Genomic DNA, 23,515 nt, shown 5'->3' on the forward strand with positions numbered 1-23,515 from the left:
TGATGACAAAACCACGGCATGAATTAAATAAGCAATTACAGACTGTTTAAACCACAAGGGTTCCAGCTTTTCTTAGTGCCATTCGTATAAGACTCCTTTCACAGAACCTCCTACAGGCGTTATTGAGAGGTTAAAAGTACCTACAAAATGAACTTTACTGCTATTGGTACCATACTACCGAATACTATTACTGAATTAAGGAAAGTTGATTCAGGACGAAACGTAAGTACTATAGATGCTGGGGATGTTTATCTTTCTCCCTCTCCTGGGAACACAGAGGACACAAACCATAAAATTCCAAGGTATGATAAAAAATTTTGAATGGTAAGGATTGATATAGTCGACCTTCTAGTTCCTTAATCGGACAAAAATCTAAAGGAACTGAGTCACCACAATCTACACAGGTGACATAATGTCGATCCCTATCTACCAAACTGTAAAGGGATTCACCATTGAGTTTTATACGGCTTTGTACTAAGCCCCATTTTTTCAATGCTTCTAGGGAACGATAAACTGTAGCTAAACCCACGTGTGGATTAGAAGAACGCAATTTAATATACAAATTTTGAGCAGAAATCTGAGTATCAAGCTTTTCTAGCAATTTGATAATTTTCTTTTGATATTTAGTTAGTCCAGTTTTCATTGTGACGATTTATTGAGATGTAATGTAATTTTGTACAAAATACTCATTGCAGTTTTTCTTCATACTTTAGCTTGCTAAAAATAACTTTTGCGCTAATATGATAACGATTCTCATTATATTTTAGTGCGATCAACTCATTAAATCAATCTCAAAATAATTGGAGCAAAGGAGGTGGTGAAGGATCGAGTTTTGTCTAAAAAGATATCAAAGCTGCAAATTCCACCTCCATCCTCAAGGGTTAATCGTACAGAATTAATTAGTGCGTAGTGCGCCTTTAGAAACAGGCTTTCTCCTACGCCGTAATATATTGCTAAATATTTTCTGAAAGGAGAAAATATGACTCAAATCACCGCACCCAAATCTGAAGTAATTCCCAATATTCCTAAACGGGGAATGCCTATTACGATTATTACAGGATTTTTAGGTAGTGGTAAAACCACATTATTGAATCAGATTCTTAATAATAAACAAGATTTGAAAGTCGCCGTACTTGTGAATGAATTTGGCGATATTAATATTGATAGTCAACTGCTCGTCTCTACAGATGACGACATGATGGAATTGAGCAACGGTTGTATTTGTTGTACTATCAATGATGGTTTACTTGATGCTGTGTATCGAGTTTTAGAAAGGGAAGACCGTGTTGATTACATGGTCATAGAAACAACAGGTGTAGCGGATCCACTCCCGATTATTTTAACATTTCTCGGTACAGAACTGAGGGATTTAACTAATATTGATTCTATCCTCACTGTTGTTGATGCAGAAGCTTTTAACCGGGAACATTTCCAAAGTGAAGCTGCTTTAAAACAGATAACTTATGGAGATATTATTCTCCTGAATAAAACTGACCTTGCGAGTAAAGAAAAACTCGCGGATTTAGAAGGTTTTATTTATGAAGTTAAAGCGGGTGCAAAAATTCTCCATACGACTTATGGTAAAGTAGCTTTGCCATTAATCTTAGATGTGGACTTAACCCCCAAAGATGAGTATTCTTCGTTGATTGAAGAAGATACCCACGATGATCACGATCATGACCATCATGACCATGACCATCATGACCATGACCATCATGACCATGACCACCATGACCATCATGACCATGACCACGAACATCACCACCATCACCACCATCATCACTCAGATCATTTAGAAAATGATGGATTCGTTTCCATTTCTTTCCAAAGTGAACGACCTTTTGATGTCCATAAATTCGAAACATTTCTCGGTGAAGAAATGCCGCAAAATGTATTTAGAGCAAAGGGTATTCTTTGGTTTAGTGAGAGCGATCTACGCCACATATTTCAACTCAGTGGTCCTCGCTATCAATTAGATGCTGATGAATGGATGACTGCGCCCAAAAATCAAGTAGTTTTTATCGGTCGTGACTTGAACCGTGAGGAAATATATTCCCACCTGAATAATTGTTTAGTATAAATTTAAAAGTCACAATCCAGGATTCACAATCTAGGAGTAAGACTCTTATATATAGCATTACGCTTTCGGATTAAGGCGTTTTCCTATTCTCTGTTCCCTTTAAAGCAAATGGGTAATTGCTTTTTTAATTACCCATTCCCATTACCCAATTTCTATGAATGTACCTCTAATTTCCGTTGTTGTAGGTCCTGTAGGTTCTGGAAAAACTGCTTGGATTTCTCAACAAATCCAAGATACAAGCTCTGTAGAAGATAAACATATTATTTACTTCAGTCCCGGCACTGGTAACATTTCTATAGATAAAAACCATATAGCTGCTGATTTTCCTAACATACAAGTTTTCGGAGATGGTCAAGAAATGGATTTGCTTAAGCAAATTCCAACAGCTAAAGCAGTTTATATGGAAGTAGGATTTTACTTGGAGTTGCAAAGCTTAACACAAATATTAGATCGTTTACCCTACCATGTCATAGCTGTTTTACCATCTCACCTCCAAGATTCTGAATATCATGCTTGGGCTGATGAAATCATTCCAGGGATACCAGCTAAAACCGATTCATCTAACCATTTGTGGCGAGTAGGAACTAATTCTCAAGTGATTGATGAAGATAGTTTAGAGGAGTTTTGGTACGAATTAACTCACGGTGCTTATGGTAACGTTACCCGCGCCAAAGCAATTTTTGATGTTAATGACGGTAGAAGTATTTACTGTGATTTTGTTGCGGGTATACCCCAAGCAGATTTTTTAGAATTAAATCTACCCCGTTACCTGGAAGGTAGACCGGAACGTTTTAGCGGTATTGAAGTGGTGGGAGAAAACTTAGATGAAGTAACTTTGAAGCAAACTTTATCTGATTGTTGTTTATCAGATTCTTTGATTGAGCAATATCAGCAACAAGTTAAGCAAATGTTATTAGAGGGGATTCAAGCATGAAACTAGCCGTAATATCATGTCTTCATGGCAATATTGAAGCTTTGGATGCTGTGTTATTAGACATAGAACAACACAAAGCCGAAAAAATCTTTTGTTTGGGAGATTTAGTTGGATATGGTCCTTATCCTAATGAAGTGGTTGAAAAAATTCGTTCTCTGAATATTCCCACCTGTACTGGTTGTTGGGATGAAGATATCGTTGAAGGTTTGAATGCTTGTGATTGTAGTTATCCTTCTTTATTAGCAGAAAAACGCGGTATTATTGCCCATGAATGGGCTAATGAACAGATAAAACCAGAAAACCGTGATTTCTTAGCTCAGTTACCTCATGTTCTCAAAGAGGATAATTTAGCCTTTGTCCATGGAAGTCCCCACAGCAACCACGAATATTTATTACCAGAACTCGATGCATTTGTAGCCTTAGAAAGGGTAATTTCATCAGGTGCTGATGTGCTTTTTTGCGGTCACACCCATCGACCTTATTTCCGTAATTTAGATTCTGGTCATTTAAAAGTTCAAATTGAAAGCAAAGATTTATCTGAGGAAAGAAGTTTTACTGCGACCCTTAAGAAAATTATTAATGCAGGTTCGGTGGGAGAACCAAGACATGGACGACCAAATGCAACTTATGTCATTTATGACACTGATACTCAAGAGGTGAGATTACGAGAAGTTGCTTACAATTATCAAAAAACCTGTGCAGCAATTCTTGACAAGGGATTACCCGCAATTTTTGCTTGGCGTTTGGCGCGGGGAATAGAGTTTGCAGAACGTGCAGATGACCCAACTCATGTTTGTACTAGGTAGGAGATTGCTTAATATTCCATGGTTTAGCTGCAATTTCAAAATATAATGATTTTTTACAAAAATATGGTTGTAAAACATTCAAACGGCTGTGGGAGTGTGTCTCTAACCCAACTGTAGCCATTAATAGGGGTAGTCATAATTTGGGTGGAAATGAAATTCATTATCAACTTAACAATTGTTTACTATAATTTAAATAGCGTTAGTAATTATTGCTTGTTGCATAGTTAGTTGAAGAACTGTAGATACACTAACCCGGTTAGATTTTATTTGTCTAATCCCTGGGGGTAATATTCTATTGCGTCTATTTTGGTAAATATCAACTGATAACTAATAAGTAATGATTGTTGACTAAAAAGCAATTAAGTTAAAATAATGACTTTATCTTTCCGTCCCGAATTAAATTCTGTCGAGCAAGTTGTTTCATCTTTGTCTACACAAAATAGACCAACTGTTACGGATGAAGAGATGATGCAGGCTGTGAGAACCTTACTACTTGGATTAGGAGAAGATCCAGATAGAGAAGGACTCAAAGATACTCCTAAAAGAGTCATGAAAGCCTTACAGTTTTTGACAAAGGGATACCATGAGTCTTTGGACGAGCTGTTAAATGGTGCAGTATTTACAGAAGATGCCAATGAAATGGTATTGGTCAGAGATATTGATATTTTCAGTTCCTGCGAACACCATATCCTACCAATTCTTGGTCGCGCTCACGTTGCTTATATTCCGAATGGGAAAGTGATTGGATTATCAAAAATTGCCCGCATTTGTGAAATGTACGCAAGACGTTTACAAGTACAAGAAAGATTGACTTTACAAATAGCTGATGCGCTCCAAGGTTTACTCAAACCCCAAGGTGTAGCAGTAGTTGTAGAAGCTAGTCATATGTGTATGGTCATGCGTGGCGTACAAAAACCTGGTTCTTGGACTGTTACTAGTGCAATGCGTGGTGTATTTGCTGAAGATGCAAAAACTCGCGAGGAGTTTATGAATTTGATTCGACACAAGGCTAATTTTCATTAATATATAATTTTAGGCAATGGTCAACCAAAACTCGCCATTGCCTGCTACCCTAATTTTGGGGTTTGCGGGTAGTGGAAAAACTAGTTTAATTCAACATCTGAGTAATCAGACTGGGACTGCTGTAGAACATATACAAAGTGGTTCTTCAGAACTCGGCAGTGGTTGTATTTGCTGTACTGGACTCAAAGATTTAAAACAGTTAATTAAAGATTTACTTATTGCTAGAGAAAGTGGAAAAATTGAATGCCAGCAATTATTTATCGAAGCTGGTCACGAAACCGATCCAATTCCGGTTATCAGAACAATTCGACAATCTTTTTCTCCAGAAAGTATTTTTTTGAAAGAAGCGATTACAGTAATTAATGCAGCAAACTATCCACCTACAGATGCAGAACGTTACTTAGTTACTAATCAAATATTCTTTGCCGATAAAATAGTAGTCAATCACTGCGACCGCGCAACTGACGAGCAAATAAATAAATGCCATAAGCATATTCGTGGAGTAAAATGGCAGCCAATATTTAATTCTATTCAAGGAATTGTTAACACTAATGATTTTTGTGTGTCTTCAACAGTAGAAGCATTTGCGGGTGTTTCTAATGTAATTTCTTTTTCCTCCTAAATTTATTGATAAAAAAACTGATAATTGATAATTGACATGGCTCTGACAATATACAATACCCTCACCCGTCTTAAAGAAACCTTTCAACCTTTAGAACCAGGAAAGGTCAAAATGTACTGCTGTGGTGTCACCGTGTATGATTATTGTCATCTGGGTCATGCAAGGTCTTATATTGTTTGGGATACGGTGCGACGCTATTTAGAATTTAGCGGTTATGAAGTGTGTTACCTGCAAAACTTTACCGACATTGATGACAAAATTCTCAATCGCGCTAACGCTGAGAATACATCAATGGAAGAGGTTTCCCAAAAGTACATTCAAGCTTACTTTGAAGATATTCGTCGCTTAAATGTCATCGATGCATCTGAGTATCCCCGTGTGACTGAAAATATCACCCCTATTCATCAGTTGATTGCAGAATTAGAACGAAAAGACTACGCTTATGCGGTAAATGGAGATGTCTATTACAAGACCGAAAACTTTTCTGAATATGGCAAACTTTCTGGTAAGCATTTAGAAGATATGCAAGCTGGGGCAAGTGGTAGAGTTGATTTAGAAGACTTATCTGGAAAGAAGAAACATAAACCATCTGACTTTGCCTTGTGGAAAGCAGCAAAACCGGGAGAACCTGCTTGGGAGTCACCTTGGGGAATGGGAAGACCGGGATGGCACGTTGAATGTTCGGCAATGATTCGTGCTAATTTGGGAGAAACCATTGATATTCATGGTGGTGGTGGTGATTTGGTATTTCCCCATCATGAAAATGAAATCGCTCAATCAGAAGTAGTCACAGGTAAACCGCTTGCTAATTACTGGGTGCATAACGGTATGGTGACTGTGAATGGTGAAAAAATGTCCAAGTCTCTAGGTAATTTTACGACAATTCGAGAATTACTTGAGCGGCCAATCGACCCAATGGTTATAAGGTTATTTGTACTGCAAGCTCATTACCGCAAGCCTTTGGATTTTACAGAGGATGCTATTTATTCCGCTCAAAATGCTTGGGAAACTCTCAAAGCTGGTTTGCTATTCCGATATCATTATGGCGAACAATTGGGATGGAAGGAAACAGATCTAAATCCAAAAACTGAATTGCAAAACTCTCAGATAAACAGCTTTCAAGTAGCAATGGATGATGATTTTAATACACCTGGGGGATTAGCTGTATTATTTGAACTAGCTAAAGAACTGCGTCGGAATGCTAATATCATCACTCATCAAGGTAATACTGAAATTCCTTCAGAACAGTTAAAGCAAATGTGGCAAACTTTAGTGACATTAGCAAAGGTTTTTGGACTTGAAATTTTATCCCCAGCAGAAAATAAAAACCCATCAGAAGTAATTAGTAATGAAGAAATTTTAGCTTTAATTGAGCAACGACGAGATGCACGTAAAAATCGTAACTTTGCTTCATCCGATTCTATTCGCAACCAATTACAAGCTGTAGGAGTAAATTTAATCGACCAACCTAATGGCGAAACTCGCTGGTATCGGGAATAATTATGATAATTTACTGCGAACTATTTTGCTGCCACACTCTAATTCCGCCATCCCTAGTACTACTTACTAAAAATTCTCCATTACCACTAAAATTAAGCGAGGTAATTTGATATATGCTGCCCAGTTCAAGAGTACAAATATTGCTATCAGTGTCTATATCCCAAAGGTTGATAGTAGAAAAACTATTAGAAACAGCTTGAGTAAATGCAAGAGTTTTTCCGTCAGGTGTGAAAGCCATATAACTGTGCCAATTCGGTTGAAAACGATTAATAATACGTATTTTTTCTCCAGAGCTAACTTGCCATAACGTGATGTAATTGGTGTTGGCGATCGCTAAAATCTCACCATCTGGACTGAACAGTACACAAACAGGTTCTTTTTCAGTATGATCGGTGTTGAGAATACGAATCAACCTACCAGTTTCAATTTCCCAGATTGCAAACTCAGATATATTATGCCGAGTAGCTATAAGACGCTTGTCTGGGCTAAAAATAATCTGCCATACTTCATCGTAATCGCCTGCGAGCGTACAAACAGTTTTACCATTACGAACTTGCAATATTTTTACAGGACACTCACGACGTTTAATAACTGCTAATAAATCCCCATATTGATTGATAGTTCTTGAAGCGAAAGGTTCGTCATAACCACGATATTTTATCGACTTAATTTTCTTGCCTGTTGTAACTTCCCATATAAAAATTTTTGATGGAGTAATTGTGTTGCAACTTTCATGAACGCTGATTAAAAATTTACCATCCTGACTAAAGACAATTTCTCCAACAAAAACAATTCTTGTCGAAATTCCAAATCTATAGGAGTTATATCTGAGACAACGTAGAAAAGCACCGCTGCGTGTATCCCAAAGTTTAATCATGTCGTTGGAACTATCAACAGTGGCGATTATCTTGCCGTCGGGACTAATGGCTACTTCTTCACTGCGATACTCGAAATAGTCAGAGCAAATTCTTTTATCTGACATCCAATGACCAAGGAAGGATTTATGCTCTTTACCACTTTTCACATCCCACAAGGTAATCCCGCCATTATTGTAGCCAGCGCCACTTGCCAAAGTTTGCCCATCTGGAGTGAACGCTAAGGTTTGAATCGGGTCATGAGAAATGCTACCAACAAAAGTCCTAATCTTTTTAATTGTTAACGGTTGCGACCGTTCTTTTCTCAGTTGCCATAAGGTAATACCACCAGATGAATCACCACTGGCTAAAAATTGGTCGTCAGGGCTAAAAGCAAGAGATGTAATTTTGTGTTGTAAGCCTCGTGAGTCTTGGCTTCCAAATCCTTCAAAGCGCCAAATTTCTTTACCCGTAGCGGCTTCTGACAATACAATAACTCTTCTACAAATATCGCCGCAATTACTAGCTAAAATACGACCGTCTGAGCTAAAGGCAAGAGTCCCAGTATACTTAGTTTCTGCTGTAACATTCGGTAGTGGGATAGTGCCAAGTTCCATCCCTGTTTTTACTTCCCACAGCTTAATTTTTTCTTGATCTTGTCTGTCAGGATAAAAATCACTCGAACCACGAAACCAGATTAAGCTAGCAAAGATTTTGCCATCCGGACTAAATAGATTTTGGTAAATTTCGTTTTTACTAACGTTGTGTCCAAGAAAAAGAGTATAAATTTCTTTTTCTGTAGACATGTCCCAAAATTTCACAGTACCTGCATCCGAAGCTGCAACCGCTATTTGCAAATCTGGACTGACAGCAAGACATTGGTTGTGGTTCTCAAAAGGTAATTTTAGCGTTCTTGCATTAATTACTTCACGCCGGTTTAAATCCCAAATAAAACCGTTGCAAGTTAAAGATTTTCCATCTGGGCTGAAAAATGCCGATAGACACCACTCAAACTCAAGTCTTCCTCCATATCTTCCTTTAGCTCCATCCAAATTCATCAGATCGGAATAATTGGCAGAATAAATTTTTTGCGAAGTTGTAACGTCCCATAAATTTACAAATTCAGTCGATCTAAAAGAGAAGCTAGCTAATATTCTCCCATCAGGACTAAAAACAATTTTGTCTACATAACGAGAAGTAGTAGGTATACATTCCCAACTGCGATCCGTGTTTTCAGAAGGGGACGGCTGTGAATTTAAAACCATGTCTAATGCAAATGGGAATATCTATTTTAAGTTCTTATTTAATTTCTAAGGCAAACACGCCTCAAAATGGAACCATTGAGATAATTAAGTAGATGCTATCATATGTATTTAGGACTTACGCAAAAACTCTGAGATTGCTTCCTGACACTGCGTTTCCGTCGCAATGACAAATCTTCTTTGCGTAAGTCCTGGTATTCTATAATTAATGCGTTTTATTTAACATGTTAGTCTAATATAGAGTCTAATATTGTTTGCTAAACAAGAAGCAAATTTTGTTGAATCAGATTGAGCTTGAGCTAAAGTATTTGTATTAGTAAACGCAGATAAGTTTATAGTCCCAAACATAACCATAACTGTAAGTATGGTGGCTTTTAATTTAATTCCTTATATCTGAAAATTCTTGTGCTACGGGCATCCCTGCCCGTATAAATGTACCTCACAAAGATGAAATATCTGTATATAATTTTAGGCAATGGTAAAGTTTTGTTTACCATTGCCTGTGGTTCTACTTTTGGTAAGCGGTAGGTTGGATTTAACGAAGTGAAACCCAACCTACTAACTAATTGTAATAAGTTACATTAAAAAATTCCTTTCTCCTGATTCCCAAAATAGCTAAAAACGATTATCATTCTCATATGATTTATACTTAGGGCTAATAAATTCTCATCTATTAATGAGTGATAACTGATAACTGAAATTACTGTACCTTTAATTAAAGTTGTAGCTGGTTGTGCGGGTTCGGGAAAAACCGCTTGGATTCATCAGCAAATCCAAAATACAACTGTCGAAGATAAAGATATTATGTATTTTACTCCCTGTACTGGTAACGTTGTAATCTAAAATCTAAAATTACTATGAAATGGGCAATTTTAAGTGGTATTGAAGGTAATTTAACAGCTTATGAGGCGGTGATGGCGGATATTAAACGTCAAAGTCGTTATATACAAGCTTTGTATATTCTGGGAGATGTGGTTGGACCGAATCCTGAATCTGAAAAGTTGGTGGAACGTTTGCGTAAGTCACAATATGAAGAGTTAGCACCACTTATTTGTAAAGGATGGTGGGAAGAGCAATGTTTAATATTGCATGGTTTGGCTGCAACTTCAGAACCTACTGATTTGTTACAAAAATATGGTGGTGAAACAGTCAAACTACTGTGGGAGTCTGTTTCTCGTCCTACTATAGAGTGGTTGCGAAACCTTGACTTTGGTTTTTTTGAATTAGATTCTTTGTTAATTCATGGTACAAGCGTATCTGTGGGTGAAGAATTAACTCCAGAAACTTCTCCTGTAGTTATTTTAGATCGGGTGGCACGAATGCAAGCAAATAATTTATTTTGCGGTCGCTCGGGTCTAACTTTTCAGTACAATTTAGAAGCTGGTTCCATCGATACTGGAGTAACAACTCTCGATAGTCAAACATCTAGCCAAACAATCGATGTTACTCCCCGTATGGTCGTAGGCGTAGGAAGTGTGGGGAGAAACCCAGGAGAAGCGACCTATACTCTCTACAACCCCAATACAAATCAAGTCGAATTTAAAACTGTTCGCTACGGGGTAAACAAGGGTTTTGGAGCCAAAAAAACAACCGTTAGGTCTAATTAGTTTTTCGCTATTTGCGATTTAATTGTTGGATTCGCAGAAAACACGAAAAAATATGTCACGAAAACGATTATCATTGTCCTTGTTCGATAATCATTATTGTCATCATGTCGTCAGAAAAGCCCACCCCAAATAACACCGAATCCGAATCTGATGCTCAAGCTTTAATTCAGCGTCCTCGCCGTTTGCGTCGTACTCCAGCTTTGCGTCGCATGGTGCAAGAAACTCAACTCACTGTAGATGACTTAATATATCCAATGTTTGTCATGGAGGGAGAAGACCAAAAGGTGGAAATCTCCTCCATGCCAGGGTGTTACCGCTATACTCTAGACTTATTACTAAAGGAAATCCAACAAGTTTATGAATTGGGAATAAATGCGATCGCACTATTTCCCTTAATTCCGGAAGCAAAAAAAGACGAATTTGGCGTTGAAAGTTACAATCCAGACGGTTTGGTGCAAACAACTGTCAAAGCGATTAAAAAAGCTGTACCAGATATAATTGTAATTACCGATGTTGCCCTCGACCCCTTCAGTACTCAAGGTCACGACGGTATTGTGATGATAATGGAGTCATTTTAAATGACCCCACTGTAGAAGTGTTGGTGAAAATGGCAGTTTCCCAAGCAGAAGCTGGTGCAGATATTGTCGCGCCTTCTGATATGATGGATGGTAGAGTCGGTGCAATTCGTAAAGCTTTAGATGCAGCAGGGTGTTTTCACGTAGGGATTTTGGCATACTCTGCTAAATATGCTTCTAGTTATTATGGACCATTCCGGGATGCTTTGGATTCGGCACCGAAATTTGGCGATAAGAAAACTTATCAGATGGATGCAGCTAACGCCAGAGAAGCTTTAAAGGAAGTGGCGTTAGATATCGCAGAAGGTGCGGATATGGTAATGGTAAAACCTGCTTTGGCATATATGGATATTATTTGTCAGGTAAAAGCAGAAACAAACTTACCCGTCGCAGCGTATAACGTCAGTGGGGAATATGCCATGATTAAAGCTGCTGCACAACAGGGTTGGATTGATGAGAAAAAGGTGATCTTAGAAACTTTGACCAGCATGAAACGGGCTGGTGCAGATGTGATTTTGACTTATTTTGCTAAGGAAGTTGCTTTGATGTTGCATTAGTTCATTTTGGTGTCTTGGCGATCGCTTCCAAGACACAAATTTTATCACTCTGAGATCTGACATTTTTTATCTAACTACAAGTTTGACAGCATCGAATTGGATTTTCTGAGCGCCATTGAACGAGTCTAGCGGGATTATTTACAACAGAAACTTTATCTCTTCTAATTCAAAGCCCAGGAAGACAGGCGGTAGAAGCGCGTAAGAGTACCGTAGGTATTCTATTGCACAACAAAAAATCCCTCTTTGAATAAGGTTTTGGAGTTCTTGTTACCCCGTCAAAAAGATTTTCAATAATTATAAAAAATATTTGATTAATACTTTTATTTTGACATCCTCTAGAAAAGGATGTAAAAGCATTTGTTACACAATATGCAGGTTATTTTTTTAGAGATGTCTACTGTTTTTTAGATCGCAAGCACTTACTCGCGACTCCATTACATTTATCTCCATATTTAGGACATCCGGTAGCATAAGTCTCCCGTTGTGATATCTCTTGACAGTATTGACAAATGAAGTTGTAAACCCTGGTATGGATAATTCGGTCGTGTGCTTTGACATTATATTCCCGGACATGAATTTTTTTGCTTGGCATAGTTTTAATAAAAATGCTAAGTGAACAATGATAATGATAATCAATTAAAGTTTGAAAAACATCAAATTAAAAAAATAGAGATAAAATTTCTATAATTATTACCTTACAAACTAAAATTGTTGATCAAAACTAGAAAATACAAATAAATAAAAGAGATTCGGGGGTTTTCCGATTTTCATTAGTCAACAAATTTCTCTATTTGTACGTTGGTTGACAAGCACAAAAGCTAATGTAACATAAATATCGAAAAAAAAATGATAATTATTATCATTTTGGTCAGTAATATTAGCTGTTGGGTGTTAGCAGAGCGCAAGCAACTGTAAGATTAGTCGTCACCTATTTCAACACACTTTGTGTCGCCGCTGTCTTCGGTTAACTGGGTTTGGATTCATAGTCGCAAGGAAAATACTACTGCAATGAGAGCCCGAGAACGCGACTGCACCTTGGAATTGGGATTCACTGATTACCTATGGCACACTTATTTGATGCGCAACCGATAATAACTTAAAGTTGTGTTGGATTGGGTGCATCGCCGTAAACTGTCTTGGGGTCAAAGGTTTTTTCGGTTTCGGTAAAAGTTAACCTTAGTGGTTGCTCAGAAGAGATAACATCTTTTCCTACAGGAATACTACGATAAAAACAAGAACGATAACCAACGTGACAACTTGCTCCTGAACCAGCAACTTCAACCCGCATCCAAATACAATCTTGGTCATCATCAATCAATAATTGCTTGACTTTCTGTACCAATCCGCTTGATTGACCTTTGTGCCATAGCTGCTGACGACTACGACTATAATAATGGGCTTCACCAGTTTCAATTGTTTTAACTAATGCATCCTGATTCATATAACCTTGCATCAACACTTCCCCAGTGTGTGCATCTGTGGTCACTACTGGTATCAAACCGTTGCAATCAAATTTGGGAGCAAGTTCTAGACCTTCTTCTACTTGTTCGATTGAAATCCGGTCGCTAAATAGTAAATTCATCTGTAGAGGAGTTGTGCAATAAGTATAATAATCATTATCATTCAAAAACAGTAATTTTTATGGAACCCATATCAAATAACCGCCCCAAGCCAGAATGAAGGCGAATATGATCGCCGCGCTCGCTTGTCTTAGCATCAATCTCAAAGCGAATTTGGGTGATTGCTCACGAGCGATTGTCAGTGCTGTCACCAGACAGGGTAACAGTACCCCGGCTAGATAAACACTTGTAAGGATTTGCACAGGGGACAACAGGCTGACCGTATTGGGTTGGGCAAATAGTAGTAGTCCATCTTTGCGAACTGATGCCAGAATCACAGGTAACGCTGCTTCCGGTGGCAGCCGAAACAAACCCATTGTTGGATCGATCAACCGACTCAAATCATTCAAAACACCCAACCAATCTAGGACAGAGGCAATCAACGTGACCGCCAAAAAGATGGGAATCGCTAAGGTGAAGAACTGGTTGAGGGTACCCTTCGTTTCGCGCCAAATGGCTGACCATCGAGGAACTTCCAGGAAAGTGCGATGCTCAATCATCAGCCGGTTTTGGGGAGAACGAGCCGATTTGGGCGCAATCAAGCGCGTATAAATCAACGTTGTAATCGTCAGGTAGACCAGGTAAGGAATTACCAAGTAGGGCAAGTTTGCCGCATTGAACACCGCCAATGTGGCACCAAACTGGTAAGAACAGGCGGAACCAAAGGCGATAGCTGAAATACAGGTTTTGCGAGAACAACTGGAGCAGGCACGGGTGCCGATCACGGCTGGCACATTACAACCAAACCCCATAATGATGCGTACCAAATCTCGTCCCGATAAGCCGAAGGGACGTAACAACGGATGCAAAGTAATGGTAATTCGTTCCACTAAACCACTGGCTTTGTAAGCACCCAAAAATAAAGCATAAAGAATGACCGTCGGCACTGCCCAGACAAACAACAACGGTCCCATGGTTACCAGACCATAGCGTCCAATCAAAATTTCCTTGGACAAAGACGGTAAGCCAGAGAGGGCTTCTACAGTTGGGTTGACCAATTCCTGTATGTGCTGCCTTTGGAAGAGGTCACGGTATGGGAGCGCGCTGCGCCACGTGTTTGGACGCACTACGTGAACGCTGGACCGCGCGTTCTTGTTTCTTCTTCTATAAAAATCTCAGCTAATATTTCTCCATTCCTGGTATGCTCAATAACTTCAACCAACCATTCATCCTTATCTCCAAGATTGTTATAAAAATCATCAGAGGTCAAAGCTGATTGATAATAAAAACGACCATCTATACCACTAACAGAATCATTTTTTATCAAATCAAACAAGGTCATAAAATTCCAACCTCTGAGAACATGACCATCACTATGCTTGTCAGGGTCACAATACTCTATAAATGAAATATGGGATAATAATTCACGACTAATGTGAATTAAATTCAGCCTTGTAATATCAAGAGTTTCAAGAACCGGCTTAAATCACGTTTGTGATTATTCCTACGAATTTAGGTTATTTCAGCTTCTAACTCACATAAGGCGTAATTCTTGAGTATTACCCATTTCTTCCACTACATCTGGAATTGTATTAAATGCTAACTGTAAATAATAGATAAAATATAAAAATATCTATAGGCTGTACAAAATTTTATAGATTATCCAAAAATTATAGAGATAATAAACAAAATTGACTTAATCTTGATATATTTTTTTGACCTTCGAAGAAGTGGAATTTGGTTGAAATTCAGTCCATTGTTTGCAGACAGTTTGGAAACATTGGGGTGGTGTAATTGGTAAATTAGTTAAGTAATAAAAATCAACTTGGTTTTCATACTCCAATAAAAAAACAGCATCTTTTTCTGGGTTATAGCTATCCACAGCTTGGAGAATATGACCATTCATGAAGTGTCTTTGTAAGAGTACAGTATCTGGTGCTGCTAACCAAGCGTTGAGAAATGCTGCAAGATTTTGACGGGGAACAAAATGCGCTTTAAATGTTTCTCCACAAACACCTAAATGAGGTGAATTAGTGCTACAAATAACAGCACCATGCTCCCCATTCAAGTAGCCAAGCCAAGCATTGTAGCCAATTGCAATTAAGTTGGTAGAAATAAAACTTTGTTGCCAATCTTGGGAGTTGATGTCTGGGGTCATCTGAATATTAAACTCCTATTATGATTTGGTAGATGCCGTTCGTTGCCTAAGCTCTTTGGCTTTCTGCTGAAACTGGTGTAATCTTAGCATCCGTACTTTCCACTGGTTGTACTTTTTTAGTGGTTTCGTCAGCCACGGCTATTTTTCCAGTTATTAATAATGAACCTAGAGAAATAAACGCTAGGTGTTTTCTTGATAAATTAGCGATTAAATTTTTCACTTAATTCTCCTACAAATACAGAGATTACTATTATCAATAAATTCTAGATTCAATGGACGATAATCATTCTAATTCTGTTCATTAAATGAATTAGGTGTAACACATTATTTATTTATTAGCGATATAGTAATTATGTATTTTTTTTAGAAATTTTACTAGAAAAACTGTTTTATTTATCGGAGAGTTTGTATCAATGTTATGTTCATGTTGTGACGTTTTTTTAATAATATTTACTTCATTTTTTTCATCATATAGTGTTAATTATATTCTAAATAAGCGAAAAAGGGACGCGAGATAAATATACCTTATTGGTATTAGAAAAAACACTGTTGCGCCCCATTTTATAAGTGGCTTATTTAGCTATATAACCAACTGCTAAAAATTGGTAAACTTCAATATTTTTGGAAAATTAATTAGTCTCCTTTTGTTACATTGGCTTCCTCTCGCAGTTTTTTAGCTGCTTCCACCATATTTTTTAAAGCCGGAATCACCTCTTCCCATCTCCGGGTTTTCAAACCGCAATCTGGATTTACCCAAATTTGTTTTACGGGTAAATTAGCAATTCCAGTCCGTAATTGTGACAACATTTGTTCAGTGGTAGGAATAGCAGGACTATGCACGTCATAAACCCCATTGCCTACCTGTTTTGAGTAGCCGCCATCTGTCAATTCATACAGCGTTTCATTGTTACTACGACTATTTTCAATCGACAATACATCCGCATCTAACCGTTCGATATCGGTGATAATATCGCCAAACTCTGAGTAGCACATATGGGTATGAATTTGTGTCCCAGGCTTGGCGATACCTGCACTTAATTTAAATGAATCCACTGCCCAAGATAGATATTCATTCCAACGTTTGGTTTTCAATGGTAAACCTTCACGTAAAGCCGGTTCATCTATTTGAATTATTTTTGCACCTGCAGCTTCCAAATCCGTTACCTCATCTCGCAACGCCAAAGCAATTTGAAAAGCTTGTTCTTGACGAGAAATATCCGTCCGGGTGTAAGACCAATTTATCATTGTCACTGGGCCTGTGAGCATTCCTTTTACAGGTTTTTCTGTCAAAGATTGAGCATAAATAAATTCGTCTACCGTCATTGCTTGGGTGCGAATCACATCCCCATAAATAATTGGTGGACGCACGCAGCGACTACCGTAGCTTTGTACCCAGCCATTTTGAGTGAAAGCAAAACCTTGTAGCTGTTGACCAAAGTATTCCACCATATCGGTGCGTTCAAATTCCCCATGTACTAAAACATCAAGTCCTGCTTCTTCTTGGCTTCTGATACATTCGAGAATTTGAGCCTTAATCGCTGTTTGATAATCTTCCTGACTTATTTCACCTCGTTTGTAACGAACTCGAAGTTTTCGTACATCTGATGTTTGGGGAAAGGAACCTATAGTCGTTGTAGGAAAAACAGGTAATGAAATTTGTAACGAACGTCTTAAGTCATAAGATAGATTACGTTCAAAATCTTTGCTTGTTAAAGATTTGAGTTGTTGCTGAACTATTTGATTTATCGGGCTAAAACGGCGAAATTTTTCCCAGGCTGTTTCAATTGTTTTTTGGTCTTTTTTATAATATGTAACAGTGAGTTTAGTCGCGTCAAATTTTGACTGATTTTGGCTATTGTTTCGATTGAAATTAACTAAAGGTTCGTGGTTATATTTAGCATCACAAACAGTAATTTTCTGAGCTAAAAAAACTACTTCTTGTAGCTTTTGTTCGGCAAAACTCAAAACATTACGTAAAGCTTCGGGAAGTTGTGTTTCTCGCGTTGCGTCGTAGGGTACAAACTGTAAGGAAGCAGAAGGCTGCACTTCAAATTCCCTGACTACATCTTTGATAGTTTCCAGCTTGGGAATAACTTCTTCAGGACAAATTTGCCAAATATTTCTTGCATCTACTATTCCCACTCCCAAACGCTTATCTTCGGGAAAACCATAGGTTTTGATTAACTCTAAATTACTTCCGCGAGTCAAATCTAAACTAATTGCATTTACAGGTAAATCCATTACCCAACTATAGGTTTCACCCAAGTCATCAAAGTAGGTGACTAAATTAAGCGGTATTTCCACCCCAGATAATGATTTATATACAGCTTGATAATGTTCTTTCCAATTATTTCCATCACCTAAAACCAATGCTGGCTCGTGAATTTGTACTTCGGAAATACCAAGAGATTTTAATTCGGTAAGTAGGTCAGTATAAAGTGGGATTAACTGAGAAATGGCTGTATCAACATTCAGATCCAACTTACTCAAACGTAGCAAGGTACAGGAACCAAAAACGATGGGAATTGCACGTTTACCTAATATTTCCTGAGCACGACTGACTCTTTCGATAAAATCACTCCAATCTGCTCTTAGTGCTCCTGATGTAATTTCTGGAACCAAATAGTGATAGTTAGTATCAAACCATTTTGTCATTTCCAGCGCCGATATTCCTTCTTTACCTCTAGCCATTGCAAAATAACGTTCTAAGCCAGAAAATTGCTGAAATCGTTCAGGAATTAAACCAAAACGGAATGTCCAATCAAGTATATGGTCGTACAGTGTGGTGTCACCAATGCCAATTTTATCGATTCCTGCATCTAATTGGGTTTTCCAATTGGCTTCCTCGACTTCTTTAACTGTTTGCAATAGGGATTGGGATCCTATCTTTCCATTCCAAAAAGCTTCCAATGCTTTCTTTACTTCGCGGTTTTTACCAATTCTGGGATAGCCTAAAGTTGCTGTTTGAATTTTCATATTTACCTGTGGATTAGTATGTGAGTCCTAAAGTTTGAAATAAGGCTTTTGATTGAATTAAATCAATTCCTTATCTTCCTTTTGTAGAGTATTTAATCAACCTCTCTGTATCGCGTAGCGGTACTAGTGGGATAATGCAAAATTTTTGTATAGGAGGTGTGACTCCTGAGTGATAAACAGTACCCTCTAAGGAGAGAGATTTCAAGGCTTAGGGAGTTCCAAAGAATAATTTATACCATTATTTGTTGACCGTAGGGGCACACCGACGTGCGCCCTGACACTGATATATTTTCGAATTCGAAGTCCCTTAAAGTTTGTGGGAATAAACAACCCAAATCCTTGAAATTAAAATATCTACCTTCCAAAATTTGAGCAGTTATCAAAAATAAGCTCAACTGTAAATTACTTGCTATAAAGTTTTGCTGCAATTAAAGCTGAATCATAACAACCTATTAATTTGCTTTTAAACAAACTCCAAATGCATCTCCATTTATTTTCTCAACGCTCTATAAGGAACAAAATAACTCCGCAAACCCCGGCGTTACACACTTTTAGAGCTATACGGTTATAGTCGAATCTTTTCTTTCTCTACGGGGAATCCTACTGCTGGAATCCTCGCCAAAATACCTTTTTTGAGAGTTTCGGGACGTTCTGACCTAGGTAAGGAACCTTCTGGATGTGTGTAGTATTTACCCGCACAATTGAAGACATCATTAATCTCTGCGGGAGTTAAATCGGATGAAATATCCCCGAAAAGATACGTATTTTTACCAGGTGAAGCGAAAGAAACTACACAAGCACGATTACAAGCACTCATGCATTCCACTGGTTGAATAACAAATTCTGTATTTAATCCCCAATTGGGATAACCATCCTGCAAGCGTTTAAGTAACTTTTCTCCACCACTTTCATCGATGCGCTCACCGTTACTCCACTTACCTGCACAGCTAGTGCAAACAAATATTCTGTGTGCTGTCATCTATACCTCGTAGATTTTAGCTATGTTTTTTGAGTTATCGGCGGGCATTCTGACTTACACAACTTTAGAATTTGGACCGATCGCTTTTCTAGATCTAATTATCTAAACCTATAATTATCCAAAGGTGCAATTATCCAAACCTAAAATTGGCTTACAGTTGCGGGACAGCGCCGGATTCACACCGAACTTTCCCCGTTACCTCTAGTAGATGATACTTACTAGAACCGAACTTAATCTGAATCGTAGCACAAATAGCTTTGCTTGTGGAAAAATAAATGCTTTGCAATAGGTGCAGGGTAAATCTAATGATAGAAACCTCTAAGCACCATTGAACGGGTCTAATGGGATTATTTATAACTATTTACAACTGAGACTTATTGAAAAACTTCTTAACAACTAAACCATACTTTCTACAGATTAAAATCCAGTATTATACTACGATAATGATTTTCATTATGTAGTTGAGCCGGAATTATGAGCGCATCCCAAACACTAGATAAAGTCCCTGTAACAGTTCTAACTGGTTACCTAGGAGCAGGAAAAACCACCCTGCTGAATCGGATTCTTACCCACGAACATGGTAAGAAAGTCGCCGTGATAGTCAATGAGTTTGGGGAAGTTGGTATTGATAATCAATTAGTTATCGATGCTGATGAAGAAATCTTTGAAATGAACAATGGCTGCATATGTTGTACGGTGCGGGGCGATTTGATTCGGATCGTTGCTAACTTGATGAAGCGTCGCAATAAATTTGACCACTTAGTAATTGAAACTACGGGACTCGCTGACCCTGCGCCTGTAATTCAGACTTTCTTTGTCGATGAAGACATGCGGGAAAAATTAGATTTAGATGCTGTGGTTACCGTAGTTGATGCCAAGCATATTTGGCAACATTGGGATGCGGATGAAGCGCAAGAACAAATTGCTTTTGCTGATGTGATTTTACTCAATAAAACTGATTTGGTAACTCCAGAACAACTCAATGAGTTAGAAAATCGCATACGGGGAATGAATGCAATGGCAAAAGTCTACCGTACTCGCAATTCTGAGTTAGGAATGAATGAGTTGTTAGGGGTGAAAGCATTCGATCTGGATCGGGCTTTGGAAATTGACCCGGAATTTCTCGGTGAAGATGCTCACGAACATGATGAAAGCGTTTATTCTATAGCTTTAGTGGAAGAAGGAGAATTAGACGGGGATAAGTTAAATCAATGGTTGGGTGAGTTACTGCAAACTCAAGGTCCAGATATCTTCCGCATGAAGGGGATTTTAAATATTGCTGGGGAAGATGAACGGTTTGTTTTCCAAGGAGTACATATGTTATTCGATGGTAAACCCGACCGTTTGTGGAAAGAAAACGAAAAGCGCAAAAGTGAATTGGTGTTCATCGGTCGCAATTTAGATGAAAACAAGCTCAAGGAAGATTTCTTGGCTTGTATGACGTGATTTCAGTGATCAATTATCAATTATCAGTAGTACAGTTTTTAATAGGATACTCGCACAAATAACTTCCTAATAAAATTTGGGAAGTTATTTTTCGAGCATCCATAGATAAAAAAATTTAACCATAAGTTGTCAACAACCCCACCCTGTAGAGGGATGGGGCTTGTAAGAGACAGTTCTTACTGAGAATTGACTAGCCCAAGTAAAGCCACTAACTGTTACGGACTACCGAATGCTTCCCCAGTTCGGTTTATCTCCAAGCCTTATTGTCAGGGCGTTAGGAAAGCTAAGACATGCTGTTAGCGGTGGGCGAGGGGACTGATAACTTTACTCTTGAGGATTATATCCATGTTAAGAGTGCCAGTAGTAGATAAAAACGGTTTGCCACTGATGCCAACTAAACCCAGTAGGGCGCGACGCTGGCTAAAAGAAGGTAAAGCCAAAGTTTGGAAAAACGACTTACAAGTATTTGCAATCCAATTAACTTTTGAACCTAGTAACTGCAAAGAGCAATTAATTGTTGCTGGTATCGACCCCGGCAAGCACTTTACCGGTATCGCCGTACAATCAGCCAAATCTACTTTGTGGTTAGGGCATTTGTTCTTACCATTCCAGAAAGTAAAAGACCGGTTAGAGCAACGGACGATGATGCGTCGCACTCGTCGCAGTCGCAGAATTGACCGCAAACTACCTTATAACCAACGCGCTCACAGGCAGAAAAGGTTTGATAATCGTCGCCAAAATAAGGTGCCACCATCAATCAGAGCTAATCGCGACTTAGAGAAGCGAGTGCTTGACGAATTAGAGCGATTATTCCCACTGTTAGACGTAGTGATTGAAAGCGTACAAGCTAAAGGTGACAAAGGTTTTAGCCCTGTAATGGTCGCTCAAAAGTGGCGAGTAAAACGTTTAAGTAAAAATTATGACGTTACCACTATTGAGGGCTGGCAAACCGCGCAGGTTAGACGTGAGTTAGGTCTAATCAAACAAAAGCATTCTAAAGCTGACGCAATAGTAGCCACACACGCTGTAGACGGCATTGCCTTAGCTGCAAGCAAATTTATGAGCTACCAAATTACATCAGGCGACTCTAGAGGCTGGGTTGGTAGCGTTGACGTCACCGCTTGCCCTTTGACCGTTATCCGTCGCCCTCCCGTCAGTCGTCGTCAACTTCACCTATTACAGTTCAGCAAGGGCCGTAATCGTCGTAAGTATGGTGGAACCGTTACCCGACACGGGTTTAGAAAGGGTGATTTTGTTGAGGCAACTCAAGGTACCAAAACAGTCAGAGGCTGGGTTAGCGGCGATACTAAAACACAAGTTTCTGTCAGCAATGCTGACTGGAAGCGGCTTGGTCAATTTTCTGTCCGCAAAACCAAGCTTTTGAAGAGAAACAGCGGACTTATTGTAAACATTACTTAGGAGTTGGCTGGCATTCCTCCCCAACCTACTTGCGTTGAGGATAGGGTGTCCTGCCAGAAGAATTGATGAAAAAGACTAAGTCTACTGACTTTGATTTGGACTGGAATTATGTACTTTCTGATTACGTCACTGCTTTGACTTGGTCACCTGACGGACAAATTTTGGCTGTTAGTACCGCTGCTGGAGAAGTAAAACTCTGGGTGGATGATCAGTTAACAGCTTTGCAGGAAGTCACTGATACATCTGTGGATGGGGTTGCTTTTTCTGCAGATGGACAGTTTCTTGCTGTTGGCGGACAGGATGGTAACGTAAAAATCTGGAGTACTTCTAATCATGAACTTATTGCAACCCTGGAAAATGCTCCTGCTTGGGTTGATAAGTTAGGGTGGAGTCCCCGTAATAACCTGTTAGCTTTTAGTTTGGGGCGTTACGTGCAGATATGGGATGCAGAAATTCAGGACATTGTTGCGACCCTAAATTTCGATAATTCTTCAGTACTGGGTATTGACTGGAGCAGTGATGGTAATTTTCTCGCGATCGCTGGTTATCAAGGAGTGAAAATTTGGCGGACGTTGGAATGGGATGAAGATCCATATTTTTTCAGCGTACCATCTGCTAGTGTAGCTGTTGCCTGGTCACCGGATGGTAAATATATTGCTTCCGGTAATATGGATCGGACTATCTGTGTATTAGAGACAGAATTTATCATTAAGGCTCAGCAAGCCGAACCTTGGTTAATGCATGGATTTCCTGGTAAGATCCGTCATCTAGGGTGGTCAAAAATTACTACTTCAAAAAATGAACCCCTATTAGCATCTTCTAGTTTAGAAGGGATAGCTGTTTGGGAAAAGCAGGAAGATAAATCTTTGGGGTGGGGTGCAACGGTATTAAGCGAACATCGCAATATTGTTGAGGCGATCGCATTTGCACCGAATAGCTTAACCCTTGCTTCTGCTGCTGCTGATGGTTGGCTTTGTTTATGGAAAAAAGCTAAAAGAGTAACGCAAGTGTTGCAAGGTGCACCCAAAGGTTTTGCTTGTTTAGCTTGGCATCCCCAAGGTAGTAAAATTGCTGCAGGCGGTCAAAATGGAGAACTATTGGTTTGGTCTCAAGCTACAAAGGCTTTAGGATTTGGTCGGCGTTAATGGGAGCAAGCAT

At 38.8% G+C, this 23,515-nt stretch carries 19 protein-coding genes, 1 pseudogene and 1 riboswitch; of the genes and pseudogenes, 11 read left to right on the top strand and 9 right to left on the bottom strand.

Annotation, left to right across the window (positions count from 1 at the left end; genetic code table 11):
* Nucleotides 1–229: 229 nt before the first annotated feature.
* Entirely contained in the window at nt 230–643 is a 414-nt protein-coding gene (locus BC008_RS36800; RefSeq protein ID WP_058184416.1) for a Fur family transcriptional regulator, read from the bottom strand.
* 336 nt (nt 644–979) lie between these two features.
* Here BC008_RS36800 and BC008_RS36805 point away from each other — a divergent pair, with 336 nt between their 5' ends.
* The 6 genes from BC008_RS36805 (at nt 980) to cysS (ending at nt 6,965) form a co-directional block, all read left to right on the top strand.
* Nucleotides 980–2,080, top strand: a complete 1,101-nt coding sequence (locus BC008_RS36805; RefSeq protein WP_027841808.1) for a CobW family GTP-binding protein — start codon at nt 980–982, stop codon at nt 2,078–2,080.
* A gap of 154 nt (nt 2,081–2,234) precedes the next feature.
* A complete protein-coding gene (locus BC008_RS36810; RefSeq protein ID WP_027841807.1) occupies nt 2,235–3,014 on the top strand; it encodes a DEAD/DEAH box helicase family protein in 780 nt (259 codons plus the stop codon).
* The gene (locus tag BC008_RS36815; RefSeq protein WP_027841806.1) at nt 3,011–3,820 is read left to right on the top strand and encodes a metallophosphoesterase family protein; all 810 of its coding nucleotides are present in this window, start codon (nt 3,011–3,013) and stop codon (nt 3,818–3,820) included. Before BC008_RS36810 ends, BC008_RS36815 begins: the two co-directional genes overlap by 4 nt.
* Nucleotides 3,821–4,192: 372 nt before the next feature.
* A complete protein-coding gene (gene folE / locus BC008_RS36820) occupies nt 4,193–4,843 on the top strand; it encodes a GTP cyclohydrolase I FolE (protein WP_027841805.1) in 651 nt (216 codons plus the stop codon).
* 16 nt (nt 4,844–4,859) lie between these two features.
* A complete protein-coding gene (locus BC008_RS36825; protein ID WP_027841804.1) occupies nt 4,860–5,465 on the top strand; it encodes a GTP-binding protein in 606 nt (201 codons plus the stop codon).
* Between the two features lie 36 nt (nt 5,466–5,501).
* Entirely contained in the window at nt 5,502–6,965 is a 1,464-nt protein-coding gene (gene cysS, locus BC008_RS36830; RefSeq protein WP_027841803.1) for a cysteine--tRNA ligase, read from the top strand.
* Nucleotides 6,966–6,975: 10 nt separating this feature from the next.
* On the opposite strand, the gene BC008_RS36835 is transcribed toward cysS, so the two are convergent.
* Nucleotides 6,976–9,084 (bottom strand): WD40 repeat domain-containing protein, encoded by a 2,109-nt coding sequence (locus BC008_RS36835; RefSeq protein WP_058184418.1) that lies wholly within the window; start codon nt 9,082–9,084, stop codon nt 6,976–6,978.
* An 854-nt stretch (nt 9,085–9,938) separates the two neighbouring features.
* Between BC008_RS36835 and BC008_RS36840 the strand changes: the two genes are divergently transcribed.
* Complete coding sequence (locus BC008_RS36840; protein ID WP_027841801.1) at nt 9,939–10,688, top strand: metallophosphoesterase family protein; 750 nt, start codon at nt 9,939–9,941, stop codon at nt 10,686–10,688.
* Nucleotides 10,689–10,792: 104 nt separating this feature from the next.
* A pseudogene (hemB, locus tag BC008_RS36845) lies at nt 10,793–11,820 on the top strand (porphobilinogen synthase).
* Nucleotides 11,821–12,214: 394 nt separating this feature from the next.
* Here hemB and BC008_RS47075 read toward each other — a convergent pair.
* From BC008_RS47075 to BC008_RS36875, 7 genes are all read right to left on the bottom strand, one after another.
* Entirely contained in the window at nt 12,215–12,412 is a 198-nt protein-coding gene (locus tag BC008_RS47075; RefSeq protein ID WP_072207804.1) for a hypothetical protein, read from the bottom strand.
* 504 nt (nt 12,413–12,916) lie between these two features.
* Nucleotides 12,917–13,402: a phosphoribosyl-AMP cyclohydrolase gene (gene hisI / locus BC008_RS36850; protein WP_027841800.1), complete on the bottom strand. Its 486-nt coding sequence runs from the start codon at nt 13,400–13,402 to the stop codon at nt 12,917–12,919.
* Nucleotides 13,403–13,459: 57 nt separating this feature from the next.
* Nucleotides 13,460–14,437: a nucleoside recognition domain-containing protein gene (locus BC008_RS36855; protein ID WP_201026213.1), complete on the bottom strand. Its 978-nt coding sequence runs from the start codon at nt 14,435–14,437 to the stop codon at nt 13,460–13,462.
* Nucleotides 14,438–14,505: 68 nt separating this feature from the next.
* Nucleotides 14,506–14,721: a hypothetical protein gene (locus BC008_RS36860; protein ID WP_027841799.1), complete on the bottom strand. Its 216-nt coding sequence runs from the start codon at nt 14,719–14,721 to the stop codon at nt 14,506–14,508.
* A gap of 354 nt (nt 14,722–15,075) precedes the next feature.
* Nucleotides 15,076–15,537, bottom strand: a complete 462-nt coding sequence (locus BC008_RS36865; protein WP_027841798.1) for a hypothetical protein — start codon at nt 15,535–15,537, stop codon at nt 15,076–15,078.
* 633 nt (nt 15,538–16,170) lie between these two features.
* On the bottom strand, nt 16,171–18,513 hold the full coding sequence (metE, locus tag BC008_RS36870) for a 5-methyltetrahydropteroyltriglutamate--homocysteine S-methyltransferase (RefSeq protein WP_027841797.1): 2,343 nt from the start codon (nt 18,511–18,513) through the stop codon (nt 16,171–16,173).
* A gap of 565 nt (nt 18,514–19,078) precedes the next feature.
* Complete coding sequence (locus BC008_RS36875) at nt 19,079–19,492, bottom strand: DUF1636 domain-containing protein (protein ID WP_058184421.1); 414 nt, start codon at nt 19,490–19,492, stop codon at nt 19,079–19,081.
* 22 nt (nt 19,493–19,514) lie between these two features.
* A riboswitch (cobalamin riboswitch) is annotated at nt 19,515–19,734 on the bottom strand.
* A gap of 232 nt (nt 19,735–19,966) precedes the next feature.
* Between BC008_RS36875 and BC008_RS36880 the strand changes: the two genes are divergently transcribed.
* From BC008_RS36880 to BC008_RS36890, 3 genes are all read left to right on the top strand, one after another.
* Nucleotides 19,967–20,938 (top strand): CobW family GTP-binding protein, encoded by a 972-nt coding sequence (locus BC008_RS36880; protein WP_027841796.1) that lies wholly within the window; start codon nt 19,967–19,969, stop codon nt 20,936–20,938.
* A 345-nt stretch (nt 20,939–21,283) separates the two neighbouring features.
* The gene (locus tag BC008_RS36885; protein WP_027841795.1) at nt 21,284–22,357 is read left to right on the top strand and encodes an RRXRR domain-containing protein; all 1,074 of its coding nucleotides are present in this window, start codon (nt 21,284–21,286) and stop codon (nt 22,355–22,357) included.
* 65 nt (nt 22,358–22,422) lie between these two features.
* Nucleotides 22,423–23,502 carry a WD40 repeat domain-containing protein gene (locus tag BC008_RS36890; RefSeq protein ID WP_027841794.1) on the top strand — a complete coding sequence of 360 codons (1,080 nt, stop codon included), beginning with the start codon at nt 22,423–22,425 and terminating at the stop codon, nt 23,500–23,502.
* Nucleotides 23,503–23,515: the final 13 nt, after the last annotated feature.

Source organism: Mastigocoleus testarum BC008 (assembly GCF_001456025.1).
Taxonomy (GTDB): Bacteria; Cyanobacteriota; Cyanobacteriia; order Cyanobacteriales; family Nostocaceae; genus Mastigocoleus; species Mastigocoleus testarum.

Coding starts and splice junctions, on each gene's coding strand:
- hisI (WP_027841800.1), bottom strand. CDS start 13,402: ATGAATTTACTATTTAGCGACCGGATTTCAATCGAACAAGTAGAAGAA.
- BC008_RS36865 (WP_027841798.1), bottom strand. CDS start 15,537: ATGACCCCAGACATCAACTCCCAAGATTGGCAACAAAGTTTTATTTCT.
- BC008_RS36810 (WP_027841807.1), top strand. CDS start 2,235: ATGAATGTACCTCTAATTTCCGTTGTTGTAGGTCCTGTAGGTTCTGGA.
- BC008_RS36875 (WP_058184421.1), bottom strand. CDS start 19,492: ATGACAGCACACAGAATATTTGTTTGCACTAGCTGTGCAGGTAAGTGG.
- BC008_RS36890 (WP_027841794.1), top strand. CDS start 22,423: ATGAAAAAGACTAAGTCTACTGACTTTGATTTGGACTGGAATTATGTA.
- BC008_RS36825 (WP_027841804.1), top strand. CDS start 4,860: ATGGTCAACCAAAACTCGCCATTGCCTGCTACCCTAATTTTGGGGTTT.
- BC008_RS36800 (WP_058184416.1), bottom strand. CDS start 643: ATGAAAACTGGACTAACTAAATATCAAAAGAAAATTATCAAATTGCTA.
- BC008_RS36840 (WP_027841801.1), top strand. CDS start 9,939: ATGAAATGGGCAATTTTAAGTGGTATTGAAGGTAATTTAACAGCTTAT.
- BC008_RS47075 (WP_072207804.1), bottom strand. CDS start 12,412: ATGCCAAGCAAAAAAATTCATGTCCGGGAATATAATGTCAAAGCACAC.
- cysS (WP_027841803.1), top strand. CDS start 5,502: ATGGCTCTGACAATATACAATACCCTCACCCGTCTTAAAGAAACCTTT.
- BC008_RS36805 (WP_027841808.1), top strand. CDS start 980: ATGACTCAAATCACCGCACCCAAATCTGAAGTAATTCCCAATATTCCT.
- BC008_RS36860 (WP_027841799.1), bottom strand. CDS start 14,721: ATGACCTTGTTTGATTTGATAAAAAATGATTCTGTTAGTGGTATAGAT.
- BC008_RS36815 (WP_027841806.1), top strand. CDS start 3,011: ATGAAACTAGCCGTAATATCATGTCTTCATGGCAATATTGAAGCTTTG.
- metE (WP_027841797.1), bottom strand. CDS start 18,513: ATGAAAATTCAAACAGCAACTTTAGGCTATCCCAGAATTGGTAAAAAC.
- BC008_RS36835 (WP_058184418.1), bottom strand. CDS start 9,084: ATGGTTTTAAATTCACAGCCGTCCCCTTCTGAAAACACGGATCGCAGT.
- BC008_RS36885 (WP_027841795.1), top strand. CDS start 21,284: ATGTTAAGAGTGCCAGTAGTAGATAAAAACGGTTTGCCACTGATGCCA.
- folE (WP_027841805.1), top strand. CDS start 4,193: ATGACTTTATCTTTCCGTCCCGAATTAAATTCTGTCGAGCAAGTTGTT.
- BC008_RS36880 (WP_027841796.1), top strand. CDS start 19,967: ATGAGCGCATCCCAAACACTAGATAAAGTCCCTGTAACAGTTCTAACT.